The organism is Pyxidicoccus caerfyrddinensis (assembly GCF_010894405.1).
In the GTDB taxonomy this organism is placed as follows: domain Bacteria; phylum Myxococcota; class Myxococcia; order Myxococcales; family Myxococcaceae; genus Myxococcus; species Myxococcus caerfyrddinensis.
The window spans coordinates 417,116-442,724 of the sequence record NZ_JAAIYA010000010.1; the positions used below are offsets into that span (position 1 = coordinate 417,116).

Below are 25,609 nucleotides of genomic sequence, written 5' to 3' on the forward strand. Positions count from 1 at the left end.
CATGGGACAAAAGGGCTTCTTCACCGACACCACCCTCTGCATCGGCTGCAAGGCGTGCGAGGTGGCGTGCAAGCAGTGGAACCAGCTTCCGGACGACGGCTTCCACTTCACCGGCATGTCCTACGACAACACCGGGGCGCTGGGCTCCGCGACGTGGCGGCACGTGGCCTTCGTGGAGCGGCCCGTGCCGCTGCAGGGGCAGACGACGGGCGTGGGGGACTTCTCGTGGCTGATGATGTCGGACGTGTGCAAGCACTGCCAGCACGCCGGATGCCTGGAGGCGTGCCCCACGGGCGCCATCATCCGGACGGAGTTCGACACGGTGTACGTGCAGCCGGACGTGTGCAACGGCTGCGGCTACTGCGTGGTGGCCTGCCCCTTCGGCGTCATCTCGCGGCGCGAGGACGACGGGCGCGCGTGGAAGTGCACCCTCTGCTACGACCGGCTCGGCGAGGGCATGACGCCGGCCTGCGCCAAGGCGTGCCCCACCGAGTCCATCGTCTTCGGGGACCTGGATGAACTGCACGCCCGCGCGGAGAACCGCATCCGCGCGCTGCACGAGCGGGGCGTGACGGACGCGTACCTGTACGGCAAGGACGCGGAGAACCAGCCGGGCACGGGCGGGCTCAACGCCTTCTTCCTGCTGCTGGACAAGCCGGAGGTCTACGGCCTGCCACCGGACCCGGTGGTGCCGACGAAGAAGGCGGGGCGGACCTGGGGCGCGGTGGCACTGGGAGCGCTCGGCATGGCGGCGGTGGCGCTGGGCTCCGTGCTGCTCGGCCGGGAGGCGCGCCCGTGAGCCCGCCCGTCATCGGAAACGAGCCGACGTTCCTGGACAAGCTGCAGCGCAAGCGCGACGGCCGCAATGTGGACCCGGCGCTGGGCGTCCTCTCCGGCGAGGGCGCTCAGCAGCGGGTGAAGGACCCGGAGGACCCGCACCCGGAACGGCGGCCCATGCCCACCCTGCCCTCGCAGCTCGCGACGGAGCGCGAGACGGCACCGAGCTACTACGGGCTGCCGGCCGTGAAGGAGCCGGTGTGGATCTGGTCCGTCCCCACGTATCTCTACGTGGGTGGCGCGGCGGGCGCGGCGAGCCTCCTCGGCTTCATGGCGGACGTGGCCGGCGGCCCGGAGCTGGAGCGGCTGGGACGGCGCGGCCGGTGGGTGGGCACGGTGGGCGACGTGCTCAGCTCGGGGCTCCTCATCCACGACCTGGGCCGGCCTTCGCGCTTCCTGAACATGCTGCGCGTGTTCCGCCCCACGTCGCCGATGAGCATCGGCTCGTGGGTGCTGGCCACCTCTGGCGGGCTGAACACGCTGGGGCTGCTCCTGGGCCAGCGGCGCGGCTGGCCAGGCGTGGTGGGCCGGTGCGCCACGGCGGGCGCGGGAGTGCTGGGCATGCCGCTGGCGGGCTACACGGCGGTGCTGCTGTGCAACTCGGCGATTCCCGTGTGGCAGGCCACGCACCGCACGCTGCCGCTGTTCTTCATGTCCTCGGCCACGGCGGCGGCGGGGAGCCTGCTGTCGCTCCTGCCGCACGGGCCCGCCGAGGCGCGTGTGCTTCGCCCCTATCGCCTGGCGGGCAAGGTGGCGGAGCTCGTCATGGGCGTCGCGGTGGAGCGCGACGCGGCACGGGTGCCCGAGGTCGCGAGGCCGCTGCACGAGGGCTTCTCCGGAACGCTGTGGAAGACGTCGCGCGTGTGCTCGGCGGCGGGGCTGGTGCTGGACGTGCTGCCCGGCCGGGCGCGGTGGAAGCAGGTGGCCGCGGACGTGCTCACCACGGCGGGAGCGCTGGCGGCGCGCTTCGCCATCTTCCACGCAGGCAAGGCGTCCGCGCGCAATCCGCAGGCGACCTTCCAGGGGCAGCGTCAGGGACTCGGCGCGGCGGAGGTGGCGGGCAACACCGTGGCCTCCGACGGCAAGCCGCTGAAGTTCCCCCTGCCCGTGCTGCGCTGACGCCCTGCCCTACTCCTTGCCGCCCTTGTGCGGCAGGAGCGTGTCCACCATCCCCTTGAGGGACTGCTTGAGGATGCCACCCGAGTTGACGTCGCCCTTCATCAGCGCCTGGGCGTAGTGCTTCGCCTGCTCGAAGGAGATGTGCGGCGGGAGCAGCGGCACGTCGGGGTCCACATACGCCTCGAAGACGACGGGCCGGTCCGAGCTGAGCGCTTCATCCCACGCGCGCGCGAGCGACTCCGGCCGGTCCACGCGAATCCCCTTGAGGCCGATGGACTCCGCGTAGCGCGCGTAGGGGAAGTCGGGCAGGTCCTGCGTCGCGGGCAGCTTCGGGTCTCCGGCCAGCACGCGCTGCTCCCACGTCACCATGTTGAGGTCGCGGTTGTTGAGGACGAGGACGATGAAGCGCGGGTCCTTCCACTCGCGCCAGTACTTCGCCACCGTGACGAGCTCGCCATTGCCGCTCATCTGCATGGCGCCGTCGCCCACCACGGCGAGGACGGGCCGGTGCGGGAAGGCGAACTTCGCGCCGATGGCGTACGGCACCGCGCAGCCCATGGTGGCCAGGTTGCCGGACAGCGACGCCATCATCCCCTTGCGAATCTGGAGGTACTGCGCGAACCAGCTCGTCCCCGAGCCCGAGTCCGCCGTGAGGATGACATCGTCGGGCAGCTTCGGTGACAGCTCGAAGAAGACGCGCCGCGGGTTGAGCGGGTTGGCGGACTCCATGGCCAGCGCCTCGGCCGTCTTGCCCCACTGACGCACGCTCTTCTCCACGGTGTCGCGCCAGCTCCGGTCCTGCTTGCGCTGGAGCAGCGGAATCAGCGCGCGCAGCGTCTCCTGACTGTCGCCCACCAAGGCGACTTCCATCGGGTAGCGGAGGGCGAGCATCCGGCCGTCGACGTCAATCTGGACGCCCCGCGCCTGCCCTTCCTTGGGCAGGAACTCCGAGTACGGGAAGCTGCTGCCCACCATCAGCAGGGTGTCGCAGTCGGACATCAGGTCCCAGCTCGCCTTGGTGCCGAGCAGACCGATGGAGCCGGTAACGAAGGGCAGGTCATCCGGCAGCACGGCCTTGCCGAGCAGCGCCTTGGCCACGCCCGCGCCGAGTAGCTCCGCCACCTGGACGACTTCGTCGGCGGCGTTCATCGCGCCGGCGCCCACGAGCATGGCCACCTTCTTCCCCGCGTTGAGCACGTCCGCCGCGCGCCGCAGGTCCGGGTCGCGAGGCAGGACGCGCGGCACGCTGTAGCCCACGCTGGAGTGGACGGTGCCATGGGCGCGCTCGGGCTTCTGGTACGTCTCCTCCTGGATGTCGTTGGGGAGGATGATGCACGTCACGGTGCGCTCGTAGAGGGCGACGCGCACCGCCCGGTCCACCGCGTGGCGCACGGCGGAGGGATTGGTCACCATGGTGACGTACTCGCTGGCCACGTCCTTGAAGAGGGACAACAGGTCCACTTCCTGCTGGTAGTGACCGCCGAGCACCGCGCGCGACTGCTGCCCGACGATGGCCACCACGGGCTGGTGGTCCAACTTCGCGTCGTAGAGCCCGTTGAGCAGGTGGATGGCGCCGGGGCCCGAGGTGGCCAGACACACCCCGGGCTGCCCGGTGAACTTGGCGTGGGCGCACGCCATGAAGGCGGCCATCTCCTCGTGGCGGGCCTGGACGAAGTCGAACTCGGAGGTGCGCCCGAGCGCGCCGAGGATGCCGTTGATGCCATCACCGGGGTAGCCGTAGATGCGGCGGACGCCCCACTGTGAGAGGCGGTAGAGGAGGTAGTCGGCGACGGTGGCGCTCATGGGTTCCCCGGGGCTGGAGCCAGCAGGGTCAACCTGGGCACACCTCGGGTGCAGGGGAAGAAGACCGGGCAGTCAGCCAGGCCCTCCTCCGCCGTGCTCTGCCCTCAGGCAGTCACTCCGCCTCCGCCACGTCCTTCTCGAGGCCCACGTTGGTGGCGGCGCGGTTGTAGACGGCCTCGTCGAGCAGCCCCTCCTCGCGGGCGACCAGCACCGGCACGAGCATCTGTCCGGTGACGTTGGTGAGCGTGCGCATCATGTCGAGCACGCGGTCGATGGCGAGGAGATAGCCCAGGCCCTCCAGCGGCAGGCCCGCGGAGCTGAGCACCACGGTGGCCATGACCACCGCGGTGCCGGGCACGCCCGCGGTGCCGAAGCTGCCCAGCACGGACGCGAGGAGGATGATGAAGTACTGCGACGCGGACAGCTGCAGGCCGAAGTACTGCGCGACGAAGAGCGAGGCGATGGCCGGGTAGATGGCGCCGCAGCCGTCCATCTTGATGCTCGCGCCCAGCGGCACGGCGAAGGCCGCGTAGTCCTTGTTGACGCCCAGGTTGTGCGTGACGCTGCGCAGGGCCACCGGCATGGACGCGAAGCTGGACGAGCTGACGAAGGCCACCTGCATGCCGGGCGCGGCGCCGCGGAAGAAGCGCAGGGGGTTGAGCCCGTGCGCCAGCAGCAGGCCGCCGTAGACGAAGACGACGTGCAGCGCGCACGCGAGGTAGAGCGCGAACACGAGGCGGCCCAGGGGCAGCAGGCGCTCGAAGCCGTAGGTGCCCACGAGGGCGGCGATGAGGCCGAAGGTGCCCAGCGGGGTCAGCTCCAGCACGAAGCGCGTGACTTGAATCATCGCGTCGCTGGCCTCGCGGACCAGCTCGCGCAGGCGCGCCGTCTTCGCGCCCAGCTTGACGAGGGCGAAGCCGAGGAGGCCGGCGAAGAAGATGACCTGGAGGATCTTCCCTCCAGCGAGCGCGGCAAAGGGGTTGGTGGGCACGACGTCGAGGAGGACCTGCACGGGGCCGGGGACCTCGCGCGGGGTATAGGACTCGGCGAGCTGGAGCTGACCCACGCCGACGCCGGGCTTGAGCAGGGTGCCGGTGCCGAGCCCCACGCCGACGGCGAGCGCGGCGGTGATGGCGAACCAGAGGAACGTCTTCCCGCCGAGCGCGGCCACGCTCTTCTGCCCGTGGAGCGCGGCCACCGCGTTGATGACCGCGAAGAACACCAGCGGCGTGGCGATCATCTTGATGAGGTTGACGTAGAGCGTGCCCAGCGGCTGGAACCACGGGCCCGCGGGAGGCCCCACCAGCCAGCCGACCAGCGCCCCGAGCACGAAGCCCCCGAGCACACGCTGCCAGAAGGGAATGCGGAACCAGGCGGAGAAGAGCGTCTTCACGGTGGGCACCTCGCGGAGCGACGGCGGACGATAACGGAGTGCCTGGGGGCGCGCAGGAGTTCGCGGGCGGGACGGAGTTGAAGTGTCCGTGGACGGGGACACCGCCTCTGAAGCTGGATGGCGGCTGGGCCCGGAAAGCGCGAAGTGCGGGAGTGAAGCGGGCTGCTGCTGCCCGGCCCGTCGCTTGCTGAGGAGGCCGTGGGGGCATTGACGACCGTGGCCGTGCACAGCACGCTTCAGGGCATGGGACGGCACGCGAACGAACGTGGAGAGGCCTTCCCCCGGGCCCCCACGCAAGCGGAGTGGGATGTGATGGGACCGGAGGAGCGGGCGCGGGTGGTGGAGTCCCTGCCCGATGAAGTGACGGACGAAGAGCTGGCGATGCCGGAGGGCGACCTCCACTACTACGGCAAGGCGGATACGCGGGACGCGCTCCTGGGCTACTTCGGCCGCAAGAAGCGCAAGGTCTATATCGGCTCGGAGCTCCCCATCTACTACCCGGGTGAGCGGCGCTTCGCCCCGGACCTGCTGGTGGTGCTCGATGCCGAGCCCCACAAGCGAGGCAAGTGGATGGTCAGCAAGGAGGGAAAGGGCCTGGACTGGGTCATGGAGGTCCACGTCGGCGGCGACCGCAAGAAGGACGCCGAATACAACGTGAAGCGCTACGCCCGGCTGGGCATCCCCGAGTACTTCATCTACGACCGCTCGAAGGAGGCGCTGCTGGGGTATCGGCTGGCGACTCCCGAGGCGCGGACGTACACGCCCATGACGCCCAGGCAGGGGCGCTTCGTCTCACAGACGCTGGGTCTGGAGCTGGAGGTCGTGGACGAGAAACTGCGACTGTGGGCGGGAGACGAGCTGCTGCTCGAATCCGCAGAGCTACTGGAGCGCATGCAGGGGATGATGGAGCAGGTCCAGCGCCGCGCGGATGAGGCGACGCTGCGGAACCAGGACCTGGAGCGCCGCCTGGCGGAAGCAGCCCGACTGCGCGAGGAAGAAACCCGCCGCCGCGAGGAAGAAACCCGCCTGCGCCAGGAAGAAACCCGTCGCCGAGAGGACGCCGAGCGCCGCCTGGCCGAGCTGGAGGCCCGGCTGGGCCAGCGCCAGCCCCACTGACCTCCCCGGCTGATCCGGTTTTTCCCCTGCCCTCCTCACCCGGGGGGCAGGTAGGAGGCGGTCGCCCCCCCGGCTGGCGGAGCCCATCCCCTCAGCAGGGTCTCCCCTTCGGGCCCGAGGAGCGATACACCTTGGCCACCATGGCCGAGACCTCTTCGCTCAACATCCCCACTGTCGACCTCGCCGACCTCGCGTCGGAAGACCCGGCGCGTATCGAGCGCGGCGCCGCGGCGCTCCGTGAGGCGTTTGGCGTCTTCGGTCTCGTGTACCTGAAGAACCACGGCGTCGACACGCAGGCCCTCAACCGCTTCTACGACGCGTTCGCCGAGTTCATCGCCCGCCCCGCCGAGGTCAAGAAGCCCTACGGCCGCGCCGACATCTGGTACCAGCGCGGCTGGACGCCCCCGAACACCGAGGTCGCCGTCGCGGGCAACGGCCAGCCGGACTTCAAGGAGTGCTACTTCGTCGCGCCGTACCCCAACGACGAGCAGTCCGCCATGGAGTTCCCCGAGCTGTACCCGGAGAACGTCTGGCCCCCGGACGCGCCCGCCTACTTCCAGGACGGCATCATGCAGCTGGGCCGCTCGCTCCACGAGGCCGGCCTGAAGCTGCTGCGCGGCTCGGCCCTGGCGCTGGGCCTGCCGGAGACGGTGTTCTCCGACTACTGCCAGCGCGCCCCGCACGTCACGCGCGCGCTCCAGTACCTGCCGCTCACCGCGTCGCAGGTGAACACGGACATCGTCTGGGGCGAGGAGCACACCGACTTCAACCTGCTCACGCTGCTGCCCGGAGGCCGGTTCCTCGACCCGGCCGGACGCGCGGCGCCGGGCCCCGACAACAAGAGCGGCCTGTACCTCCGCACCCGCGCGACGGCCGAGGACCCGAAGGGGCAGATGGTGCGCGGCACCGCCCCCGCCGGCTGCATCGTGGCCCAGGTGGGCCAGCAGCTGGAGATCCTCACGGGCGGCACCTTCCTGGCCACGCCCCACGTCATCACCGCCCCGGGCTCGGCGGGCTGGCAGCGCCAGTCCGCCGCGCACTTCATGCACGTGCACACGAGCGCGGTGCTCTACCCGCTGCCGAAGTTCCGCACCCCCGACGCCGTCCGGAACTACGCGCCGCCGGTGCTCGCGGGCACGTACGACATCAAGACGCTCGTGGACATCGGCCTCGCGCCCCCGAGCGCGCTCGACAAGCTGGGCTACCGCCACTACGACCGCCTCAACCGCCAGCGCTCCGAGTCGTAGGCGTCGCTGATACAGCGAAACACAATCACAGCTCATACAATCATAAACACAGACATTTTTCGTCTGTGTTTATGATTGCATTTGACCTTCGCCGCGTCCGGCGTGTCCCGTCCGGGGCACCCGTCGCTCGCGAAACTGACTGATAATCCGTTCATGTAGGCATTGCTGGTTTGTGCGCCGCCCCGGCACCGGTGCGCGCTCGCGGTCCGCCCGCCCAAAACTGACTGAAGGCCTGTTCATGTAGGCATTGCCCTTTGCGGCCCCTCCTCCGGACCGCGCCGCGACCCCGGAAAAATGGCTGAAGACGCGTTCATGTAGGCACGCCACTTACTGCACGGCGTCGCCACGTGGTGGCGACTGTCATTGAGACAACACGACCGGGCGACTTCAGGTCCTCTTGCTCAACGCTTCAAGCCGGCACCGACGTTCGCCGTCGCATCGCGGAGCGCCCCCAAGCTAATGAGACCGCACGCCCGACCCGGCGCGGTCGGCAGAGGACGACGAGCGCCACCTCCCAGCACGATGCCCGACCTCATCGACTTCAAGTCGCTCTTCGAAGCCTCGCCCAACCCCTACATGCTGCTGGACCGCGAGCTGAGGTACGTCGCGGCCAATACCGCCTATCTCCGGGTGACCGCGAGCCGGCTCGAGAACCTCCTCGGGCGTTACGTCCTCGACGCGTTCCCGAACGACCCCGACAACCCCGACAACGCCAGCGCGCGCATGCTGAGGGAGTCCTTCGCCCGGGTCCTCAGGGAGCGCGTCCCGGACAGCCTCGCGCTGGTTCCCTACCGCGTGCCCCGGGAGACGGACCACGGCACGGCCGTCGAGGAGCGGTACTGGAGCGCCACCCACACGCCCATCCTCGATGCCGCCAGGGAAGTGACCTTCATCCTCCAGCACACCGTGGAGGTCACCGAGCTGCAGCGGCTGAAGCAGGCGGTGCAGGCGCAAGACCTGGCCGATACCTCGCGGGAGCAGGTCGAAGCGGGGCTCCTCGAGCGCGCCCAGCTCGTCCAGGAAGCCAACCTGACGCTGGACGCGGAGCGGCGCCACCTGCGCCGCCTCTTCGAACAGGCGCCCGGCTTCATGTGCTTCCTCCGCGGGCGACAGCACGTCTTCGAGCTCGTCAACAAGGCCTACTACCAGCTCGTCGGGCACCGGGAGATCATCGGCCGGCCCGTCCGGGACGCGCTGCCCGAGGTGGCGGGACAGGGCTACTTCGAGCTGCTCGACGGCGTCGTCACCACGGGCAAGGCCTTCGTCGGCCATGGCCTGAAGGTCCTCCTCCAGCGGGACCCCGGCGCACCGCTCGACGAGGTCTACATCGACCTGATGTACCAGCCCGTCATCGAGCCGGACGGGCGCATCTCCGGCATCTTCGTCCAGGGCCACGACATCACCGAGCAGAAGCGCGCGCAGGACGAGCTGCGCCGCTATCGCGACCACCTGGAGGACCTGGTCCGCGAGCGCACCCGCGCCCTCGAGGACAGCGAGGCCGAGCGCCGGCAGACCGAGGCCGCGCTGCGGCAGGCTCAGAAGATGGAAGCGGTGGGCAAGCTCACCGGCGGCGTGGCGCACGACTTCAACAACCTGCTCCAGGTCATCGGCGGCAACCTCCAGCTCCTGGACCGGGAGCTGGGCACCAACGGGCCAGCCCGGCGGCGTGTCACCACCGCCATGGGCGCCGTCGACCGTGGCGCCCGGCTCGCGGCGCAGCTGCTCGCCTTCGCCCGGCAGCAGCCGCTGGAGCCTACCGTCATCAACCTCGGCCGCCTGCTGCGCGGCATGGACGACCTGCTGCGCCGCGCGCTCGGGGAGGACGTGGAGCTGGAGACCATCATCGGCGGTGGCCTCTGGAACACGTTCGCCGACCCCAACCAGCTCGAGAACGTCATCCTCAACCTGGCTATCAACGCCCGCGACGCCATGGACAGCGAGGGCAAGCTGACCCTCGAGGCCGGCAACGCGATGCTGGACGACCACTACGCCCAGCTGCACCCGGAGGCAGCGGCCGGCCAGTACGTGCTGCTGGCCGTCTCCGACACCGGCTGCGGCATGTCGCCGGAGGTCATGGAGCGCGCCTTCGAGCCCTTCTTCACGACCAAGCCCGAGGGCCGCGGCACGGGGCTCGGGCTGAGCATGGTGTATGGCTTCGTCAAGCAGAGCGGCGGCCACATCAAGATCTACAGCGAGGTGGGGCACGGGACGACCATCAAGATCTACCTCCCCCGCTCACTCCAGGCGGAGGTCGCGCGCACCGACACCGTCATGGAGCAGGTCGAGGGCGGCACGGAGACGCTGCTCGTCGTCGAGGACGACCCCGAGGTGCGCGCCACCGCAGTGGAGCTGCTGACGGAGCTGGGCTACCACGTGCTCAAGGCCTCGGACGGCGTCAGCGCGCTCGCGGTGCTCCAGAGCGGCATCCCCATCGACCTGCTCTTCACCGACGTGGTGATGCCGGGCCCGCTGCGCAGTCCCGAGCTGGCAAGGCAGGCCCGGGCGCTGCTACCGGACCTCGAGGTGCTCTTCACGTCGGGCTACACGGAGAACGCCATCGTCCACGGCGGCCGGCTGGACCCGGGCGTCCACCTGCTGAGCAAGCCCTACCGGCGGGAGGACCTGGCCCGCAAGGTGCGCCAGTTGCTCCGGACCCGCCAGCAGCGGCTCGCGGACCGCGAGACGCTGGCGGCGGCGGCCGCGCGCACCGGGCCGGAGCGAGCTCCCGCGAAGGCGGCCCCGCTGCGCATCCTCTTCGTGGAGGACGACGAGCAGATCCGCCTCCCCGCGAGTGAGTTGCTGGAGAGCCTGGGGCACGATGTGCTCGCCGTCGCGAGCGCGGAGGAGGCCCAGGAGGTGCTGGCCAGCTCGCACATCGACATCCTCTTCACCGACGTGAGCCTGCCCGGCATGTCGGGCGTGGAGCTGGCGCGCCGGGCCCTCGTCGCCGAGCCGGGACTGGGCGTCATCATCGCCTCCGGCCACGGCGGCAACCTGACTCAGGGGAGCGGAGACGCGCTGTCGCGGGCGGTGGTGTTGCCGAAGCCGTACGACCTCACCCGGCTGGAGCGGGCCCTCGAGAAGCTGGGGCGCTCGCGCTCAGAATGACTGGCGCAGCAGCGCCTCCACCGCGGCCTTGCGGCCGGGGCTCAGCCGCAGGCGCGTGTTGTCGCGCAGCACCACCACCCAGCCCTTGTCGACGTCCGGCTCCAGCTCGCGGATGCGCTCCACGTTGACGAGAGTGGAGCGGTGCACCCGCACGAAGCGGCGCGGGTCCAGCCACTGCTCCACCTGATTCAGCGTCTCGCGCAGCATGGGACTGCGGCCGCCCGCGTGCAGCACCACGTAGTTGCCCTCCGCCTCGCACCAGTCCAGCTCCTGCACCGGAAGCAGCAGCACCTTGCCGTTCGTCTTCACGGCGATGCGCTCGATGTAGCCGCCCTCCGGGGGCGCGGGCACCGTGCGCTCGGGCTCCGGCGCGTGGCCCCGGTGGAGGTCGAGCAGCGCGGACAGCCGCTCCAGCAGGGCCTTGTCCCGACCCTGGGCCCGCTGCCGCCTCGCGCGCTCCAGCGCCTCCTCGAAGCGCCGGTCGCCAAAGGGCTTGAGCAGGTAGTCCAGCGCGCTCGCCTCGAAGGCCTTCACCGCGTACCGGTCGAATGCCGTCACGAAGATGACCGGCGGCATCCGCTCCGGCCCCACCTCGCGCAGCACGCCGAAGCCGTCCACCTCCGGCATCTGCACGTCGAGGAACACGAGGTCCGGCCGCTCGCGGAGGATGACCTCCACGGCCTCGCGTCCTCCCTCGCACTCGCGCACGGCCGTGACGTCCGGCGCGCGGGCCAGCAGGTGCTTGACGTTGTCGCGCGCCAGCGGCTCGTCATCCACGACCAGCACGCGCCAGCCGGCCTGCTCTCCATTGCCCTCACGCACGGCTCCGAACCTCCTCGTCCGTCATGTCCTTACGGGCCTCCACGAAGGGCAATTCGACGCGCGCGAGCACGCCTCCCTCCGGCAGGTCCTCCAGCGTCAGACCATAGGGTGAGCCATAGCGCTGGCGGATTCGGTCTCGCGTGTTGGCCACGCCGATGCCCGTGCCCCCTGCCCCACCCGCCCGGAGCCCCGGGCCGTCATCGCGCACCTCCAGCCGCAGCACGTCTCCGGCGCGCACGCTGCGCACGAGGATGTGGCCCCGGCCGGCGCGGCGCGCGGTGCCGTGCTTGATGGCGTTCTCCACCAGCGGCTGGAGGATGAGCGACGGCACTCGAGCGCGCAGCGTCCCGGGCTCGGGCTCCAGGCGCACCTCCAGGCGACCGCCGAACCGGAGCTGCTCGATGCCCAGATAGCGCCGCACCAATTCCAGCTCCTCCTCCAGCGGCACCTCGTGGTCGCCGCGCCCCTCCAGGCTCGCGCGCAGCAGATGGCCCAGCTCCACCAGTGCCTCCACCGCTTCCGGGTTGCGCTGCTGGCGCACCAGGCCCGTGACGGCGTTGAGCGTGTTGAAGAGGAAGTGCGGGTCGAGCTGCGCGCGCAGGGCCCGCAGCCGGGTCTCCGCGAGCTGCACCGCGAGGCGTGACTCCGCGAGCTCCCGCTCTCGCGCGCGCCTCGCGGCCCGGAGCGCGACCCAGGCGGCGAGGAAGAGCAGGTACTCGAAGTAGCCTATCGCGCCGCGCGCCAGGAGCAGGTCTCGCAGGCCCGCGAGAAAGGACACGCCGCGCGCGCTCCACTGCTGGAGCACGGCCATGGCGGGCGCGAGGAGCAACACGTGGAGCTGCGCGAAGCCCGCGCCCGCCACCAGCAACACGCCCAGGCGGCGCCCCAGCTCTGGCCCCTCCAGCGGCACGCGCTGGAAGACGGCCAGGACCAGCGGGCCCAGGAGCGCCCAGGCGCTGTAGGGCACCAGCTCCAGGGCCAGCTTGAAGAAGAAGTCGCGCGGCTCATGCGCATACGCGCGCAAGGCATGTGGCAGCGCGCCCAGGGTGCCCGCCGCCATGCCGAGCGCCCACACCTTCAGCGTCGCGGGCCACCGCGCCGGGCGTTCCGGGGCATCCACCGTCTCCCATGCGCCGCCGTGGCTCATGACCTCTCGCACCCTCGAAGGCCCCAGCGTAGCGGACGAACCGCCCCGCGCGGCGTTCTCAGGAAGGGGGCCCCCCTGAGCTATGCTCTCGCGGCGCTGTGACTACCGGTTCCCTGGGCTCCGAGCCCGACGACGACCCACCTGCCCCGCCCACGCCTCCGTCCCGCGTGCGAGGAGGCACGCTGTACGTGGAGGAAGAGGACGTCCCGGAACCGTCGCCAGGCCACCGGGCCGCTCGCGGACTCCGTCCCTCCACGGTGCTCACCGCGTTGCTGGTCGCGGCGGGGCTGGCACTGCCCGGAGTCGGCGCCTTCCTCCTGCGTCCTGAACCCGTGACACCGACGGCGCCGGGGCCGAGCAGTCCCGGTGCCACCGAAGCGTCGCAAGCGCCGCGCGCGCCATCCATCCCCCAAGGCCCCGGTGCCACCGGCGAGTCTCCGGCTCCGCTCGCGGCCGCCACTCCAGGCAGCTCCGGCACCACCAGCAGGCCTCCGGCTCCGCTCGCGCCCGCTCGCCCCCACAGCGTCAGCGCCACCAGCGCTTCGCCGGCTCCCCGCGCGGCCACCTCCACCCAACGACAGGACCTGGCCCGGCTCGACACACCCCGCACGGGGCACGCGAGCGAGCTGGTGCCCACCCACGACTTCCAGGAGGCCGAGCTGCGCGCCCTGCTCGACGACCCGCACCAGCCCGCCGAGGAGCGCTCGGCGGTGGCGCTGGAGCTGATCGACGGCTACCTCATCCGGAGCCGCCCGCGCTCGCTGGCGCGGGAGGCGGAGCGCATCTTCCGGATGGACCTGCCCCGCTACCTCGGGCGTCTCCCCGCCGAGCAGGCCGGGTGGCAGTGGATGAATGCCCTGGGCACGCTGGGCCACCACGCGAAGGTGCCCGAGGTGGGCGAAGCCTTCCTCCGGCGCTTCCCGGACAGCCCCCTGGCTCCCGCCGTCGACAGCCTCGCGAGGTCCACCGCGATGAGGGTCGCCTCCGAGCAGCGCGAACGGCGGGAGCTGGAGGACTCGCTGCGCGAACTGGACGAGAAACTGGCGAAGGAGCGCGCCCGACTCGAGAGCCGGGGCGAGCCCACCACACGGGTGAGCTGGGAGCTCGCCCGCGAGCGCTGCGACAGGCCGGCGCATGAGCGACTCCATGATGTCTCCGTCGTGATGTGTCGTTCCTTCCTCGACGCCTGGGCCCCCGGAGAGACCCGGGAGGAGCGCCTCGCGGTGCGAAAGGCCCGGGAGGCGGAGATCATCGCCCTCGTCGGACTCCGCCGATACACCGAGGCCCGCGAGCGACTGGCCGCGTTCCGCGCCGCCGACCCTGAGGGCGAGCGGCAGACCATCGCCAGCGCCATCGTGGCCACCATCCCTTCCGGCGCGGAGGAGTGACGGCGCGGCGGGCCCGTGCTTCCAGGCCCGCCGCGCCGCGCTTCCACTACGGCTTCGGGAGCTTCGTCACGAAGCCGTCCGGGTCTCCCATCACCGTGTTGCCGTCGAGGGAGCCGCTGGTGAAGCCCCCGACGTACAGGTTCCCGGTCGCGTCAACCGTCACCCCGGTGCCGTACGTCACCACGTCCGCGCCATTGAGCCGCGCCGCGTCCTGCTGGACGACCCACTGCCGGTTGCCGGCCGTGTCGTACCTCGCGACGAAGTTGTGCGCCGCCGTCGTGCTGGCGCCCGCAGCGTTGCCGACATCACCGGCGCCGCTGCCCGACAGGTACACGCCGCTGGCATCGATGAAGAGCCCCATGGACCAGGAACCGCCGCCCGCACCACTGAGCTCCCGCGTCCACTGCTTCACGCCGGCCGGGTCATACTTCGTCATGAAGGCATCCGAGCCGGACGTCGGGTTCGGGTTGCCGTCCAGGCCGCCCCCGCTGTAGCCCGAGACGTAGATGCTGCCCGCCGGGTCCACCGCCGAGCCATACAGCCACACGTCCGTCGAAGGCGACCCGAGCTGCCGCGTCCACTGCTTCACGCCGGCGCCGTTGTACTTCACGACGAACAGGTCCTGCGCTCCCATGCGCACGTTCCCGTCGAGCGCCCCCGCCGTCCAGCCGGACACGTAGACATTCCCCGCGCCATCCGCGGAAACGCGCCGCCCGTTCGTCCGCGTGCTCGCCGCGCCCACCTTCCGCGTCCACAGCCGGTTGCCGGCGGCGTCGTACTTCGCCACGAAGGCGTCCGACGTGCCGATGGCGGGATTGCCGTCCAGGGCGCCCTCCACCGTGCCGGCGATGAGGACGTTGTCCAGGCCGTCCACTGCCACGCCATAACCCTCCGTGCTGGAGCCCGCGTTCCCGAGCTGCCGGGTCCACTGCTTTACGCCGGTGTAGCGGTACTTCGTCAGCAGCGCCTCCCGGAAGCCCGTCGTCGGGGTTCCATCGACGGAGCCGTCCACGAAACCGCCCACATAGATGTCCTCCCACGTCGAATTGTGCGCGACGCCGTAGCCCAGGGCGATGCCACCGGGCGCGCCAATCTGCGCCGACCAGAGCTTCGCTCCGTTCCAGTCCCGCGCCTGGAGGAAGCCATCCAGCAGGCCGACGAGCGGGGCGCCATCCAGCCCTGGCTGCGTCATGCCCGTGATGTACGTGCGCCCGGCCGGGTCCCCGGTGAGGTCATGCACGCGCGTGAAGCCCCCCGGCGAGCCGGTGGTCCGCGTCCACAGGGCCTGCTTCGCCGGATACGTCGACGTGGTGCAGTTGAGCAGCTCCAGCTTGCCAATGGACGCCACGACGATGCCGGAGCGCGTGTCGTTGTCGTCCGTGATGTTCAGCTTGTAGCGGGTGTACGCGCCGGGAGACGCCACCGCGAACTCGCGCCGCTCGAAGCCCGCCCAGTTGACCTGGTTCGTCCGGGTATCCAGCACCACCCAGGCGGAGCCGTTCCAGCCCTCGAACGTCCACTGCTTGGGCGCCCGCGTGGTGATGGAGCCGTTGGTGTAGGTGATGGCGTAGCGCTGGATGGTCTTCGCCCCGTTGAACCACTGGTAGCCAATCCACGCCGGCGTCTGGTTCTCCAAGGAGAGCCACATGGAGTTGGTGCCGTCGAACGCCTGCCAGGCCTCGTACGACGTGCTGAAGACCCCGGAGCGCGACACGAGGCCAGAGGGCGTGGAGGCCCCCGTCATGACAGGAACCATGTTCTCACACGCCAGCGCCTGCTCCTGGCTGCGCGGCGCGCCCGTGGCCTCGGGGGACGGGGACGACTCACCCCCGCAGCCCGGCGCGGACACCAGCACCAGCGCGGACGACAGAAAGATGCTTCGGATGGACTTCGGGATTCTCACAATGCCTCCTCGGAGTCCGTGCGTGAATGCACGGAAACAGCCGAGGACTTACCGGCGCCTGCCCATACGCCCGGTATCAATGTGATGAAACCGCCGGACCCAGGGACGAAGCCGTCCCCAGAGGGGACGAAGCCCTGACGCCGCGCCGCGTCTTGACCGGCAGGGCGTCCCGGGCGGATAGCCTGTCTGCCCGGACCTGAATGCTGATTCATATCTCACGCGCCCTCTCAAGGGGCGGCACCCTCCCCGGCACGGTGCATGCCCCTTGCTCCATGACCCGTTAGGTCCCTTAATCCCCCTATGAAATTCCTGAGAGATCTCCGCTCGGTCCTGAACCTGACCGTCGTGGTCGCCGGGCTTGGGTACTTCGTCGACCTCTTCGACATCACGCTGTTCGGCGTGGTGCGCCGCGCGTCGCTCATCGACCTCGGCATCACGGACCCGGCGGAGATCCTCCAGAAGGGCCTGCTCATCTACAACGCGCAGATGGTGGGCATGATGTTCGGCGGGCTCATCTGGGGCGTGATTGGCGACAAGCGCGGGCGCCTCTCGGTGATGTTCGGCTCCATCCTCCTGTACTCGTTCGCCAACCTGGCCAACGCGTTCGTCTGGGACGTAAACGGCTACGCCATCTGCCGCTTCCTCGGCGGCGTGGGCCTCGCGGGCGAGCTGGGCGCGGCCATCACCCTGGTCGCCGAGTCCCTGCCGAAGGACAAGCGCGGCCTGGGCACCACCGTCGTCGCCACGCTGGGCATGCTCGGCATCGTCGCCGCCGCCTTCCTCGGCCAGCACCTGAGCTGGAAGACGGCCTACATCTCCGGCGGCCTGATGGGCCTCGCGCTGCTGTTCACGCGCTTCAAGGTCTCCGAGTCGGAGCTGTTCACCAAGAAGATGGACCCGTCGCGCGCCAACCCCTTCCTCCTCCTGCAGGGCGGGCGCTTCCTCAAGTACATCTGCTGCATCCTCATCGGCGTGCCCATCTACTTCACCACGGGCATCCTCTTCACCTTCGCCCCGGAGCTGACGGCGGGCCTGGGCGTGCAGGGCACGGTGACGGCCGGCAACGCCATCCTCTACGGCTCCATCGGCCTGACGATTGGCGACCTGCTCGCGGGCGTCTTCAGCCAGTGGCTCAAGAGCCGCAAGCGCGCGGTGGCCCTCAACCTCACCGCGGGCTTCGCGCTGATGCTCCTCTACGGGCTCGTCCCCGGGCTCACCAGCACCATGGTGTACGTCCTCAGCTTCTTCATGGGCATCACCGTGGGCTACTGGGCGGTGCTGGTGACGATGGCGGCCGAGCAGTTCGGCACCAACATCCGCGCCACCGTGGCGACGACGGTGCCCAACTTCGTGCGCGGCTCGGCGGCGCTCGCGGCCAGCGGCTTCGCCTGGCTCAAGGGCCTGGAGGGCCTCACCGTGGCGAACGCGGCCCTCATCGTCGGCAGCCTCTGCTTCGGCCTCGCGCTCCTCGCGCTGCTGCGCATCGAGGAGACCTTCCACCGCGACCTCGACTACGAGGAGACGGCCGGCAGCCCGCAGGCCGCCGCCCAGTCGCACTCCAGCACCTGACGCGGGCCGGGCACGCGGGTGCCCTTGCGTCCGATATCCGCCTGCCGCGCGCGCACCGTCCGGGCCGGCAGTCGAGGAGCACCGCCCTAAAAGCGACGTTCCGTCCCGGGGCGGTTGCGCCCGGGAGTGGGGAGTGACTAACAGCGCGCTATATGGCCCTCCCTCCCCTGAAGCCCATCCAGAAGGTGCTGTGCGCCAACCGCGGTGAGATTGCCATCCGCGTGTTCCGTGCCTGCAACGAGCTGGGCATCCGCACCGTCGCCATCTACAGCGATGAGGACCGCACCCACGAGCACCGCCACAAGGCGGACGAGGCGTACCTCGTGGGCCGCGGCAAGCGCCCGGTGGAGGCGTACCTCGGCATCGACGAGATTCTCGACGTGGCCCAGAAGGCCGGCGTGGACGCCATCCACCCGGGCTACGGCTTCCTCTCGGAGAACGCCGACTTCGCCGAGGCGTGTGAGCGCCGGGGCATCCGCTTCATCGGCCCGCGCTCGCCGGTGGTGCGGACCATGGGTGACAAGGTGGCCGCCAAGGCGCTCGCCCAGAAGGTGGGCGTGCCGGTGGTGCCCGGCGTCACGCTGGAGGGCGACGACGCCCGGGTGCTGGGGCAGGCCCGCGCCTTCTTCACCCAGCACGGCGGCCCCGTCCTGGTGAAGGCCGCGCACGGCGGCGGCGGCCGCGGCATGCGCGTGGTGCGCGAGGAGAAGGAACTGGAGGCGGCGCTCGCCTCCGCGCGCTCGGAGGCGAAGAGCGCCTTCGGCTCGGCGGCGGTGTTCCTGGAGAAGTTCCTGGAGCGCGTGCGCCACATCGAGGTGCAGCTGCTGGGAGACCTCCACGGCAACCTGGTGCACCTGCACGAGCGCGACTGCTCGGTGCAGCGGCGCCACCAGAAGGTCATCGAGATTGCCCCCGCGCCCAACCTGTCCCCGGCGCTGCGCTCCGCCATCTGCGCCGCGGCGGTGCGGCTGGGACGCGAGGCGGGCTACTCCAGCGCGGGCACGGCCGAGTTCCTCGTCGCTGGCGACACGTTCTACTTCATCGAGTGCAACGCGCGGCTCCAGGTGGAGCACACCGTCACCGAGCAGGTGACGGGCGTGGACCTGGTGCAGAGCCAGATTCGCATCGCGGAAGGCTACCGGCTGGACTCGCCGGAGGTGGGCATCCCCTCGCAGGAGGCCATCGTCCCGCGTGGCTACGCGGTGCAATTGCGCGTCACCACCGAGGACCCGGCGAACAACTTCATGCCGGACGCGGGCGTCATCACCGCGTGGCGCGCTGCCCACGGCTTCGGCATCCGGCTGGACGGCTCCAACGGCTACACCCAGGCGCATATCTCGCCGTACTACGACTCCATGCTGGTGAAGGTCATCGCCTACGCGCCCACGTTCCAGGGCGCGGTGATGAAGGGCCAGCGCGCGCTGCGCGAGTTCCGCATCCGCGGCGTGAAGACGAACCTGCCCTTCCTGGAGAACGTGCTGCACCACCCCGCCTTCCAGAAGGGCGAGACGTACACCCGCTTCATCGACGAGACGCCGGAGCTCTTCCAGCTCGCGCCCCGGAGGGACCGCGCCAGCAAGCTCCTGAACTACCTGGGTGACGTCATCGTCAACGGCCACCCCACCATCAAGAAGCACCAGCGGCTCAAGCCCACGCAGTTCCTGGAGCCGCGCCTGCCGGTGACGCCGTCCGGGCCGGTGCCGCGCGGCACCGCGCAGATTCTCGCGGAGAAGGGCCCCCGGGGCCTCGCCGAGTGGGTGCTGGCCCAGAAGCGCGTGCTGCTCACCGACACCACCATGCGCGACGCGCACCAGTCCCTGCTGGCCACGCGCATGCGCACACAGGACATCCTGCGCGTGGCCCCGGCCACCGCGCATCTGGCGTCGGACCTCTTCAGCCTGGAGAGCTGGGGCGGCGCGACGTTCGACACCGCCTACCGCTTCCTCAACGAGGACCCGTGGGCCCGCCTGCGCGCGCTCAAGGCCGCGGCCCCCAACCTGCTCCTCCAGATGCTCCTGCGCGGCGCCAACGCCGTGGGCTACACCAGCTACCCGGACAACGTGGTGGAGGCCTTCATCGACGAGGCGGCCGAGGCGGGCGTGGACGTCTTCCGCATCTTCGACAGCCTCAATGACCTGGGCAGCATGGAGGTCTCCATCCGCCGCGTGCTCAAGACGGGCAAGGTGGCGGAGGTGGCCATCTGCTACACGGGCGACGTCGCCAACCCCAAGCGCAAGCAGTACACGCTGGACTACTACGCGGACCTCGCGAAGCGCATCGAGGACTCGGGCGCGCACTTCCTGTGCATCAAGGACATGGCGGGCCTCCTACGCCCGCGCGCCGCGGCCATGCTGATGGACAGGCTGCGCGAGGTGACGCGCCTGCCCATCCACCTGCACATGCACGACACGGCGGGCAACGGCATCGCCAGCTACCTGGAGGCGATTGAACACGGCGTGCACATCGTCGACGTGGCGCTCGGCAGCATGGCGGGGCTCACCAGCCAGCCCAGCCTGAACGCGCTGGTCAGCGCCCTGCGCGGCCACCCGCGCGAGACGGGGCTGGCCAATGCGCGCCTGCAGCCGCTGGCCAACTACTGGGAGGACGTGCGCGAGTACTACGCCCCCTTCGAGAGCGGCCTCAAGAGCACGACGAGCGAGGTCTACTACCACGAGATTCCGGGGGGCCAGTACTCCAACCTCCGGCCCCAGGTGGCGGAGATGGGCCTGCTGGGCCGGTGGAACGACGTGAAGGACGCCTTCGCGCTCGTCAACGCGCTGGTGGGGGACATCCCCAAGGTGACGCCGTCGTCGAAGATGGTGGGCGACTTCGCCATCTTCCTGCTGAAGAACGACCTGGCCGTGCGCGGCGCGGACATGGGCGACAGCGTGGCGCTCACCCGCGCGAAGCTCATCGCCGAGGCGCCGCGCCTGGACTTCCCCTCCAGCGTGGTGGGCTACTTCCGCGGCGAATTGGGCCAGCCGCCCAACGGCTTCCCGGAAGACTTGCGCGCCGCGGTGCTCAAGGGCCTGCCGCGCGTGGAGGGCCGGCCGTCCTCCAGCATGCCGCCGCTGGACCTGGGCAAGCTCCAGCAGGAGCTGACCCAGAAGGCGGGCCACCCGCTCAGCCGCGCGGATGCCATCTCCGCCGCGCTCTACCCGCGCGTCATGGCGGGCTTCCTGGATGACCAGGCGAAGTACGAGGACGTGTCCATCCTCGACACGCCCAACTACTTCTACGGCATGGAGGTGGGCCAGGAAATCTGGGTGGACATCGAGCCGGGCAAGACGCTGGTCATCAGCCTGTCCGCCGTGGGCGAGCCGGACGACGACGGCTGCCGCACCGTCTACTTCGCGCTCAACGGGCACAATCGCTCGGTGCTGGTGAGGGACCGCAGCCTCGCGGCGAAGGTGGAGGCCCGCCGGCAGGCGGACCGCTCCAACCCGAACCACGTGGCGGCGAGCATGCCGGGCACCGTCATCGCCCTGCACGTCAAGCCGGGGGCGCGCGTGGAGGCCGGCGCGCCCATCGTCACGCTGGAGGCGATGAAGATGGAGACGGTGGTCCGCGCCCCGCGCGCCGGCACCGTGGCGGAGGTGGTGCCCTCGCTCAAGGGCGCGGTGCAGGGCGGTGACCTGCTCGCGGTGCTGCAGTAGCCGTCACGGCCGCCGCCCCCACGCGCAGGCGTTGGGGGCGGCGCGAGCCTCCGGCCTCAGCAGTCCTGGCCGTACTGCTCCTCGAACGCCAGCACGCGGTGCGACTCCGGGAAGAAGATGACGTCCAGCTCCCAGATCGTGCACGCGTCCGGCCACGTCATGTACCCGAACCGGTAGCCGCCCACCTGCACGCTCTCCGTGCCGTTGCTGTACTCATTGAGCAGGTCCGAGGCCAGCGAGTTGAACTGGGGCCGCAGTTGAAAGCGCGTGAAGTCCGCGTAGCTCATGGCGTCGAACTGCGAGCCGTAGAGCGCATAGCTCTGGGAGATGGCGGCCACCGCCTCCACGGCCTTGTCCAGGCTCGGCGGCAGGGCGTGGTTCCACGAGAAGGAGTAACCGTGGGCCGCGCCCTTGCACATCTCGTTCTGGCCGCAGGCGGTGTTGATGGCCGCCAGTTCCGACTGGAGCCCCGGGCTCAACGGCTGGGCGCTGAGGGACAGCGAGTACAGACCGTAGTCCACCGTGTAGTAGTTCAGGCACTTCGACCACATCCACTGCGTCCACTGCGCCTCGCCGCCCGCGCACCACGCGGGCTTGAAGGGGTTCGCCGCGTAGCAGTTGTTCTCGTAGATGGTGTGCGAGTCATCCGCGCCGAAGCACCGGCTGAAGGCCTCGTCGGTGGGGACGCCCTCGGCGTTCCAGTGGGACATGCAGTCGTCGACGTAGGGCCCCACGCGGGCCGTGTCGCACGTGGCATACACGGCCGGGTCCACCGCGTTGCAGTTGCCGCTGAGACAGTCGAGCTGGAGGCGGAACTGCTTGCCCACGCCCGTGCCGGTGCTGACGACGACGAGGTACTCGCCGCCCTGGGTGAACGTCACCGACGCGAGCTTGCTGAGCTGGCCGTAGCCGGACTCGTCGTCCTGCGCCAGCACGGTGGTGCCATAGCTGCCGCTGGTGTTCTTCGGGCCGTACACGAAGAGGCCGGTGTCCAGGCCCATGCTGCTGCCCAGGTGCGTCACCTCCAGCTTCGCCTGCGCTCCGGCGCTGACGTTGATGCCGAAGGAGAAGTACTGCGGGTTCATCGTGAAGGTCGTCTGCACGGCGCCGGGCACGGGCACCTGGCCCATGTACGTGGTGCTGTCGAGGATGTTGCCGCTGGCCGGCGCGGGGGGCGCGTAGAGCACTCCCTGCGTCACGGTGTCGATGGTGGAGGACTCCGCGTCCACGGGGGCTTCCGTGGGAGCGCAGGCGCCCAGGAGGAGCGCGGGGAACAGCCAGAGGGACTTGGGGGAACGGCGCATGAACGAGCCTCGTTGCTTGGGGTGTTTGGGGGACGGCCCACTCCTCCCCACGCCGCCGCCCTACCCGCCCGGAGAAGGCCGCGCGCAGCATAGGCGGGGCGGGCTTCCTCCTGGCCACCCAACCATTGAATTCCCGACAAACGCGTCAGCCCTTACGCAGGGTATGGGGGACGGGTCGGGCGTTGTACAGTCCTGGACATGAGTCCTCTTCGGCCCAGGGGGGCGTCCGACGTCAACGCTCCTGAAGAGACGCTCACCCTGGGGCCACCCTCCGCTCCGGGGCGGGAAGGCACCGCGCCGCCCACGCCGACGCCGGGCGACACACACGACACCGTCCGCCCGGCGGGCGCCATCACCTCGCCGCCTCCGGGCCGGGTGCTGGCCGAGCGCTACACCGTGCTGGACATGCTGGGCCATGGCGGCATGGGGCTGGTGCTCTCCGCCTACGACGTGCGGCTCAACCGGCGCGTGGCGCTCAAGGTGCTGCGTCCCATCTGGGGCCTGGACACGAGCGACGACGCCCAGGTGCGCCTGCTGCGCGAGGCCCAGGCCATGGCGCGGCTCAACCACCCCAACGTGGTGCACGTCTACGACTCTGGCCGGCTGGAGGACGAGTCCGTCTTCATCGCCATGGAGTACGTGGAGGGACGGACGCTGCAGCAGTGGCTGCGCCAGCAGCCGCGCACCTGGCGCGAGGTGCTGCGCGCCTTCCTGGACGCGGGCCGGGGCCTGGTGGCCGCGCACGCGGCGGGCCTCGTGCACCGCGACTTCAAGCCGGACAACGTCCTCGTCGGCGAGGACGGGCGCGTCCGGGTGACGGACTTCGGCCTCGCGCAGGCCGTGCACGGCGCCAGCCAGGAGGACGCGGTACCGGAAGCCCCCGCGGCGTCGCTGCCGAGGACGTGGATGGAGCCGCTCACCGAGTCCGGGAAGGTGCTCGGCACGCCGCGCTACATGGCCCCCGAGCAGCTCCTGGGCCACGCCGTGGACGCGCGCAGTGACTTGTACGGCTTCTGCGTGGCCCTCTACGAAGGCCTCTATGGCGTGCGGCCCTTCGCGGGGGACACCTTCGCCGCGCTGCTCGAGGCGCGCATCGACGAGCGCATCATCCCCCCGCCGCCGCAGAGCGAGGTGCCCGCCTGGGTGGCTCGCGCCGTGCTGCGTGGGCTGAAGGCGGACCCGCTCCAGCGCCCGGGCTCCCTGCGCGAGCTGCTGGCGGAGCTGGAGAACGACCCTGAGCAGCGGCGGCGGGCCCGCCTGCGCGCGGCGGCCCTCGCGGGCGGCGTGACGCTGCTGGGCGTGGCGGCCGTCTGGGGCTGGGTGCGCCAGGAGACGCCCGCCTCCGCCTGCGTGGACATGGACCGGCGCCTGGCGGGCATCTGGGACGCGCGACTGGCCGGGCAGTTGGAGCAGGTGATGGTGGGCACGGGGCTGCCGCAGGCGAAGGACACCTCCGCCCGCGTGGCCCGGATGCTGAACGCGTACTCCGAGGAGTGGGTGAAGCAGCGGACGGAGGCGTGCGAGCTGGCGCGGCAGGACGGCGCGGCGCAGCCCCAGCGGCTCGCGGCGCTGCGCGAGTACTGCCTGGAGCGGCGGCGCGGGCAGCTCGGCGCGCTCACGGACCTGCTCGTCAAGGAGTCCGACGCGACGCTGGTGGACACGGCCGCGCAGGCGGTGCAGTCGCTGCCGTCCTTGAGCGACTGCGCGGACACGCGCCTGCTCACCGCCGCCGTGCCGCCGCCCGAGGACCCGGCGGTGCGCGCCCGCGTCGAGGCCTTCCAGCCCCTGGAGGACCGGCTGGAGGCGCTCCACCGCGCGGGCCGGTACAAGGAAGGCCTGGCCCTGGCGGAGGAGCTGCGGCCCCAACTGGTGGCGCTGGGCTACCCGCCCGCGCACGGCCAGGCGCTCTTCTGGCACGCGATGCACCGCGACGGGGCCGGCGACTACAAGGGCGCGGAGCTGCTGCTGCGCGAGGCGCTCATCCAGGCGGCGCAGGGCCGGGACGCGGTGCTGGAGTCGCGGGCCTGGAGCTTCCTCGTCACCGAGGTGGGCGCCCGGCAGTCCCGCTACGCCGAGGCCGCGTGGCTGGAGCTGGCGATGATGGCGTCCGCGGAGCGGCTGGGCGACGAGCAGCTCCTCGCGCTGGCGCTGGAGACGGTGGGCAACGTGCGCTGGATGACGGGCGACTACGCGCCCAGCCGCGAGTCCTACGAGCGCGCGCTGACGCTGCTGGAGCGCTCCCCGAAGCCGGACCGCCTCAACCTGTCGCGCGTGCTCAACGGCCTGGGCAACGTCCTCATGGACCAGGGACGGTACGCGGAGGCGCGCGGGCACTTCGAGCGGGCCCTCACGCTGAAGGAGGAGGCGCTCGGCGCCGAGCACCCCGCCATCGCCGTGACGCTGAACAACCTGGGCATCATCCACGAGGAGCTGGGCGAGTACGCGCAGGCCCAGGCCCTGTATGAGCGCTCGCTGGCCATGCGTCGCAAGCTGCTGGGCCCCGAGCACCCCATGGTGGCGTCCTCGCTCGCCAACCTGGGTGACGTCCTGCTCGCCCGCGGCCGGCTGGAACAAGCGCTGGAGCACCACGAGCACGCCCTCGCCCTGCGGCGCGAGACGCTGGGCGACGCGCACCCCAGCGTCGCCCACTCGCACGCCAGCATCGGCGAGGTGCGGGCCGCGATGGGACAGGACGCGCGGGCACGCGAGGAGCTGGAGCGCGCCCTGGCGCTGCACGAGAAGGTGGCCGGTGGAGACCCCGCCGACGCCGCCCAGGTGTCCGCGCTGCTGGGCCGCACGCTGGTGCGGCTGGGCCGATTGGACGACGCCACGCGCCAGCTCCAGCGGGCCCGCGACACCGGGGAGCGGCAGGCGGGCGCGGACCCCCGGCTCCTCGCCCTCGCGCGGCTCGGGCTGGGTGAGCTGAGCCTGGCCCGCCACCAGTCCACCGTGGCCGTCCCCCTGCTGGAGCAGTCGCTGGGGCACATTCCCGTCCGCGCACGCGCCGACGCACGGTGGGCGCTGGCACGGGCGCTGTGGGAGGCGAATGCCGACCGCGCTCGTGCTCGCGAGCTGGCGACCCGGGTCCTCGAAGATTACGGAAATATTGGCCAGGAGCGGAAGGTCACCGAGATATCTCAGTGGCTTTTGTCGCATCCCCCCGCCACGGCGGAGATGAGATAGGGCGTCCCAGGGAT

At 70.8% G+C, this 25,609-nt stretch carries 15 protein-coding genes; 9 read left to right on the forward strand and 6 right to left on the reverse strand.

Annotation, left to right across the window (positions count from 1 at the left end; translation table 11 throughout):
* The first annotated feature begins 1 nt into the window (after position 1).
* Entirely contained in the window at positions 2–799 is a 798-nt protein-coding gene (locus G4D86_RS25695) for a 4Fe-4S dicluster domain-containing protein (protein ID WP_163996657.1), read from the forward strand.
* Positions 796–1,956: an NrfD/PsrC family molybdoenzyme membrane anchor subunit gene (gene nrfD, locus G4D86_RS25700; protein WP_240360469.1), complete on the forward strand. Its 1,161-nt coding sequence runs from the start codon at positions 796–798 to the stop codon at positions 1,954–1,956. The genes G4D86_RS25695 and nrfD overlap by 4 nt, the downstream gene beginning before the upstream one ends.
* Before the next feature lie 9 nt (positions 1,957–1,965).
* Here the strand turns inward: nrfD and G4D86_RS25705 are convergent, their stop codons facing one another.
* A complete protein-coding gene (locus G4D86_RS25705; protein WP_163996658.1) occupies positions 1,966–3,759 on the reverse strand; it encodes a thiamine pyrophosphate-requiring protein in 1,794 nt (597 codons plus the stop codon).
* A 112-nt stretch (positions 3,760–3,871) separates the two neighbouring features.
* Positions 3,872–5,152: a dicarboxylate/amino acid:cation symporter gene (locus G4D86_RS25710; RefSeq protein ID WP_163996659.1), complete on the reverse strand. Its 1,281-nt coding sequence runs from the start codon at positions 5,150–5,152 to the stop codon at positions 3,872–3,874.
* Between the two features lie 243 nt (positions 5,153–5,395).
* Between G4D86_RS25710 and G4D86_RS25715 the strand changes: the two genes are divergently transcribed.
* The 3 genes from G4D86_RS25715 (at position 5,396) to G4D86_RS25725 (ending at position 10,623) form a co-directional block, all read left to right on the forward strand.
* Positions 5,396–6,268, forward strand: a complete 873-nt coding sequence (locus G4D86_RS25715) for a Uma2 family endonuclease (RefSeq protein WP_163996709.1) — start codon at positions 5,396–5,398, stop codon at positions 6,266–6,268.
* 140 nt (positions 6,269–6,408) lie between these two features.
* Entirely contained in the window at positions 6,409–7,515 is a 1,107-nt protein-coding gene (locus G4D86_RS25720; protein ID WP_163996710.1) for an isopenicillin N synthase family dioxygenase, read from the forward strand.
* Between the two features lie 522 nt (positions 7,516–8,037).
* Entirely contained in the window at positions 8,038–10,623 is a 2,586-nt protein-coding gene (locus tag G4D86_RS25725) for a response regulator (RefSeq protein WP_163996660.1), read from the forward strand.
* On the opposite strand, the gene G4D86_RS25730 is transcribed toward G4D86_RS25725, so the two are convergent.
* Positions 10,615–11,445 (reverse strand): LytR/AlgR family response regulator transcription factor, encoded by an 831-nt coding sequence (locus G4D86_RS25730; RefSeq protein ID WP_163996661.1) that lies wholly within the window; start codon positions 11,443–11,445, stop codon positions 10,615–10,617. The two genes, G4D86_RS25725 and G4D86_RS25730, sit on opposite strands and share 9 nt — an antisense overlap.
* Positions 11,438–12,592 (reverse strand): sensor histidine kinase, encoded by a 1,155-nt coding sequence (locus G4D86_RS25735; protein WP_163996662.1) that lies wholly within the window; start codon positions 12,590–12,592, stop codon positions 11,438–11,440. Before G4D86_RS25735 ends, G4D86_RS25730 begins: the two co-directional genes overlap by 8 nt.
* 98 nt (positions 12,593–12,690) lie before the next feature.
* Here G4D86_RS25735 and G4D86_RS25740 point away from each other — a divergent pair, with 98 nt between their 5' ends.
* Positions 12,691–13,980 carry a hypothetical protein gene (locus G4D86_RS25740; RefSeq protein ID WP_163996663.1) on the forward strand — a complete coding sequence of 430 codons (1,290 nt, stop codon included), beginning with the start codon at positions 12,691–12,693 and terminating at the stop codon, positions 13,978–13,980.
* Positions 13,981–14,026: 46 nt separating this feature from the next.
* Here the strand turns inward: G4D86_RS25740 and G4D86_RS25745 are convergent, their stop codons facing one another.
* Complete coding sequence (locus G4D86_RS25745) at positions 14,027–15,883, reverse strand: SBBP repeat-containing protein (RefSeq protein ID WP_163996664.1); 1,857 nt, start codon at positions 15,881–15,883, stop codon at positions 14,027–14,029.
* Between the two features lie 300 nt (positions 15,884–16,183).
* On the opposite strand from G4D86_RS25745, the gene G4D86_RS25750 reads away from it, so the two are divergent.
* Positions 16,184–17,452 carry an MFS transporter gene (locus G4D86_RS25750; RefSeq protein WP_163996665.1) on the forward strand — a complete coding sequence of 423 codons (1,269 nt, stop codon included), beginning with the start codon at positions 16,184–16,186 and terminating at the stop codon, positions 17,450–17,452.
* A 152-nt stretch (positions 17,453–17,604) separates the two neighbouring features.
* The gene (locus G4D86_RS25755; protein ID WP_163996666.1) at positions 17,605–21,108 is read left to right on the forward strand and encodes a pyruvate carboxylase; all 3,504 of its coding nucleotides are present in this window, start codon (positions 17,605–17,607) and stop codon (positions 21,106–21,108) included.
* A 56-nt stretch (positions 21,109–21,164) separates the two neighbouring features.
* On the opposite strand, the gene G4D86_RS25760 is transcribed toward G4D86_RS25755, so the two are convergent.
* Positions 21,165–22,412 (reverse strand): hypothetical protein, encoded by a 1,248-nt coding sequence (locus G4D86_RS25760; protein WP_163996667.1) that lies wholly within the window; start codon positions 22,410–22,412, stop codon positions 21,165–21,167.
* A gap of 198 nt (positions 22,413–22,610) precedes the next feature.
* Between G4D86_RS25760 and G4D86_RS25765 the strand changes: the two genes are divergently transcribed.
* Positions 22,611–25,595 carry a tetratricopeptide repeat protein gene (locus tag G4D86_RS25765; protein ID WP_163996668.1) on the forward strand — a complete coding sequence of 995 codons (2,985 nt, stop codon included), beginning with the start codon at positions 22,611–22,613 and terminating at the stop codon, positions 25,593–25,595.
* The last annotated feature ends 14 nt before the right edge of the window (positions 25,596–25,609 follow it).

Excerpts from the sequence above, each read along its gene's own strand:
- G4D86_RS25695 (WP_163996657.1), top strand. The coding sequence starts at position 2 with ATGGGACAAAAGGGCTTCTTCACCGACACCACCCTCTGCATCGGCTGC.
- G4D86_RS25705 (WP_163996658.1), bottom strand. The coding sequence starts at position 3,759 with ATGAGCGCCACCGTCGCCGACTACCTCCTCTACCGCCTCTCACAGTGG.
- G4D86_RS25715 (WP_163996709.1), top strand. The coding sequence starts at position 5,396 with ATGGGACGGCACGCGAACGAACGTGGAGAGGCCTTCCCCCGGGCCCCC.
- G4D86_RS25720 (WP_163996710.1), top strand. The coding sequence starts at position 6,409 with ATGGCCGAGACCTCTTCGCTCAACATCCCCACTGTCGACCTCGCCGAC.
- G4D86_RS25725 (WP_163996660.1), top strand. The coding sequence starts at position 8,038 with ATGCCCGACCTCATCGACTTCAAGTCGCTCTTCGAAGCCTCGCCCAAC.
- G4D86_RS25735 (WP_163996662.1), bottom strand. The coding sequence starts at position 12,592 with ATGAGCCACGGCGGCGCATGGGAGACGGTGGATGCCCCGGAACGCCCG.
- G4D86_RS25750 (WP_163996665.1), top strand. The coding sequence starts at position 16,184 with ATGAAATTCCTGAGAGATCTCCGCTCGGTCCTGAACCTGACCGTCGTG.
- G4D86_RS25755 (WP_163996666.1), top strand. The coding sequence starts at position 17,605 with ATGGCCCTCCCTCCCCTGAAGCCCATCCAGAAGGTGCTGTGCGCCAAC.
- G4D86_RS25760 (WP_163996667.1), bottom strand. The coding sequence starts at position 22,412 with ATGCGCCGTTCCCCCAAGTCCCTCTGGCTGTTCCCCGCGCTCCTCCTG.
- G4D86_RS25765 (WP_163996668.1), top strand. The coding sequence starts at position 22,611 with ATGAGTCCTCTTCGGCCCAGGGGGGCGTCCGACGTCAACGCTCCTGAA.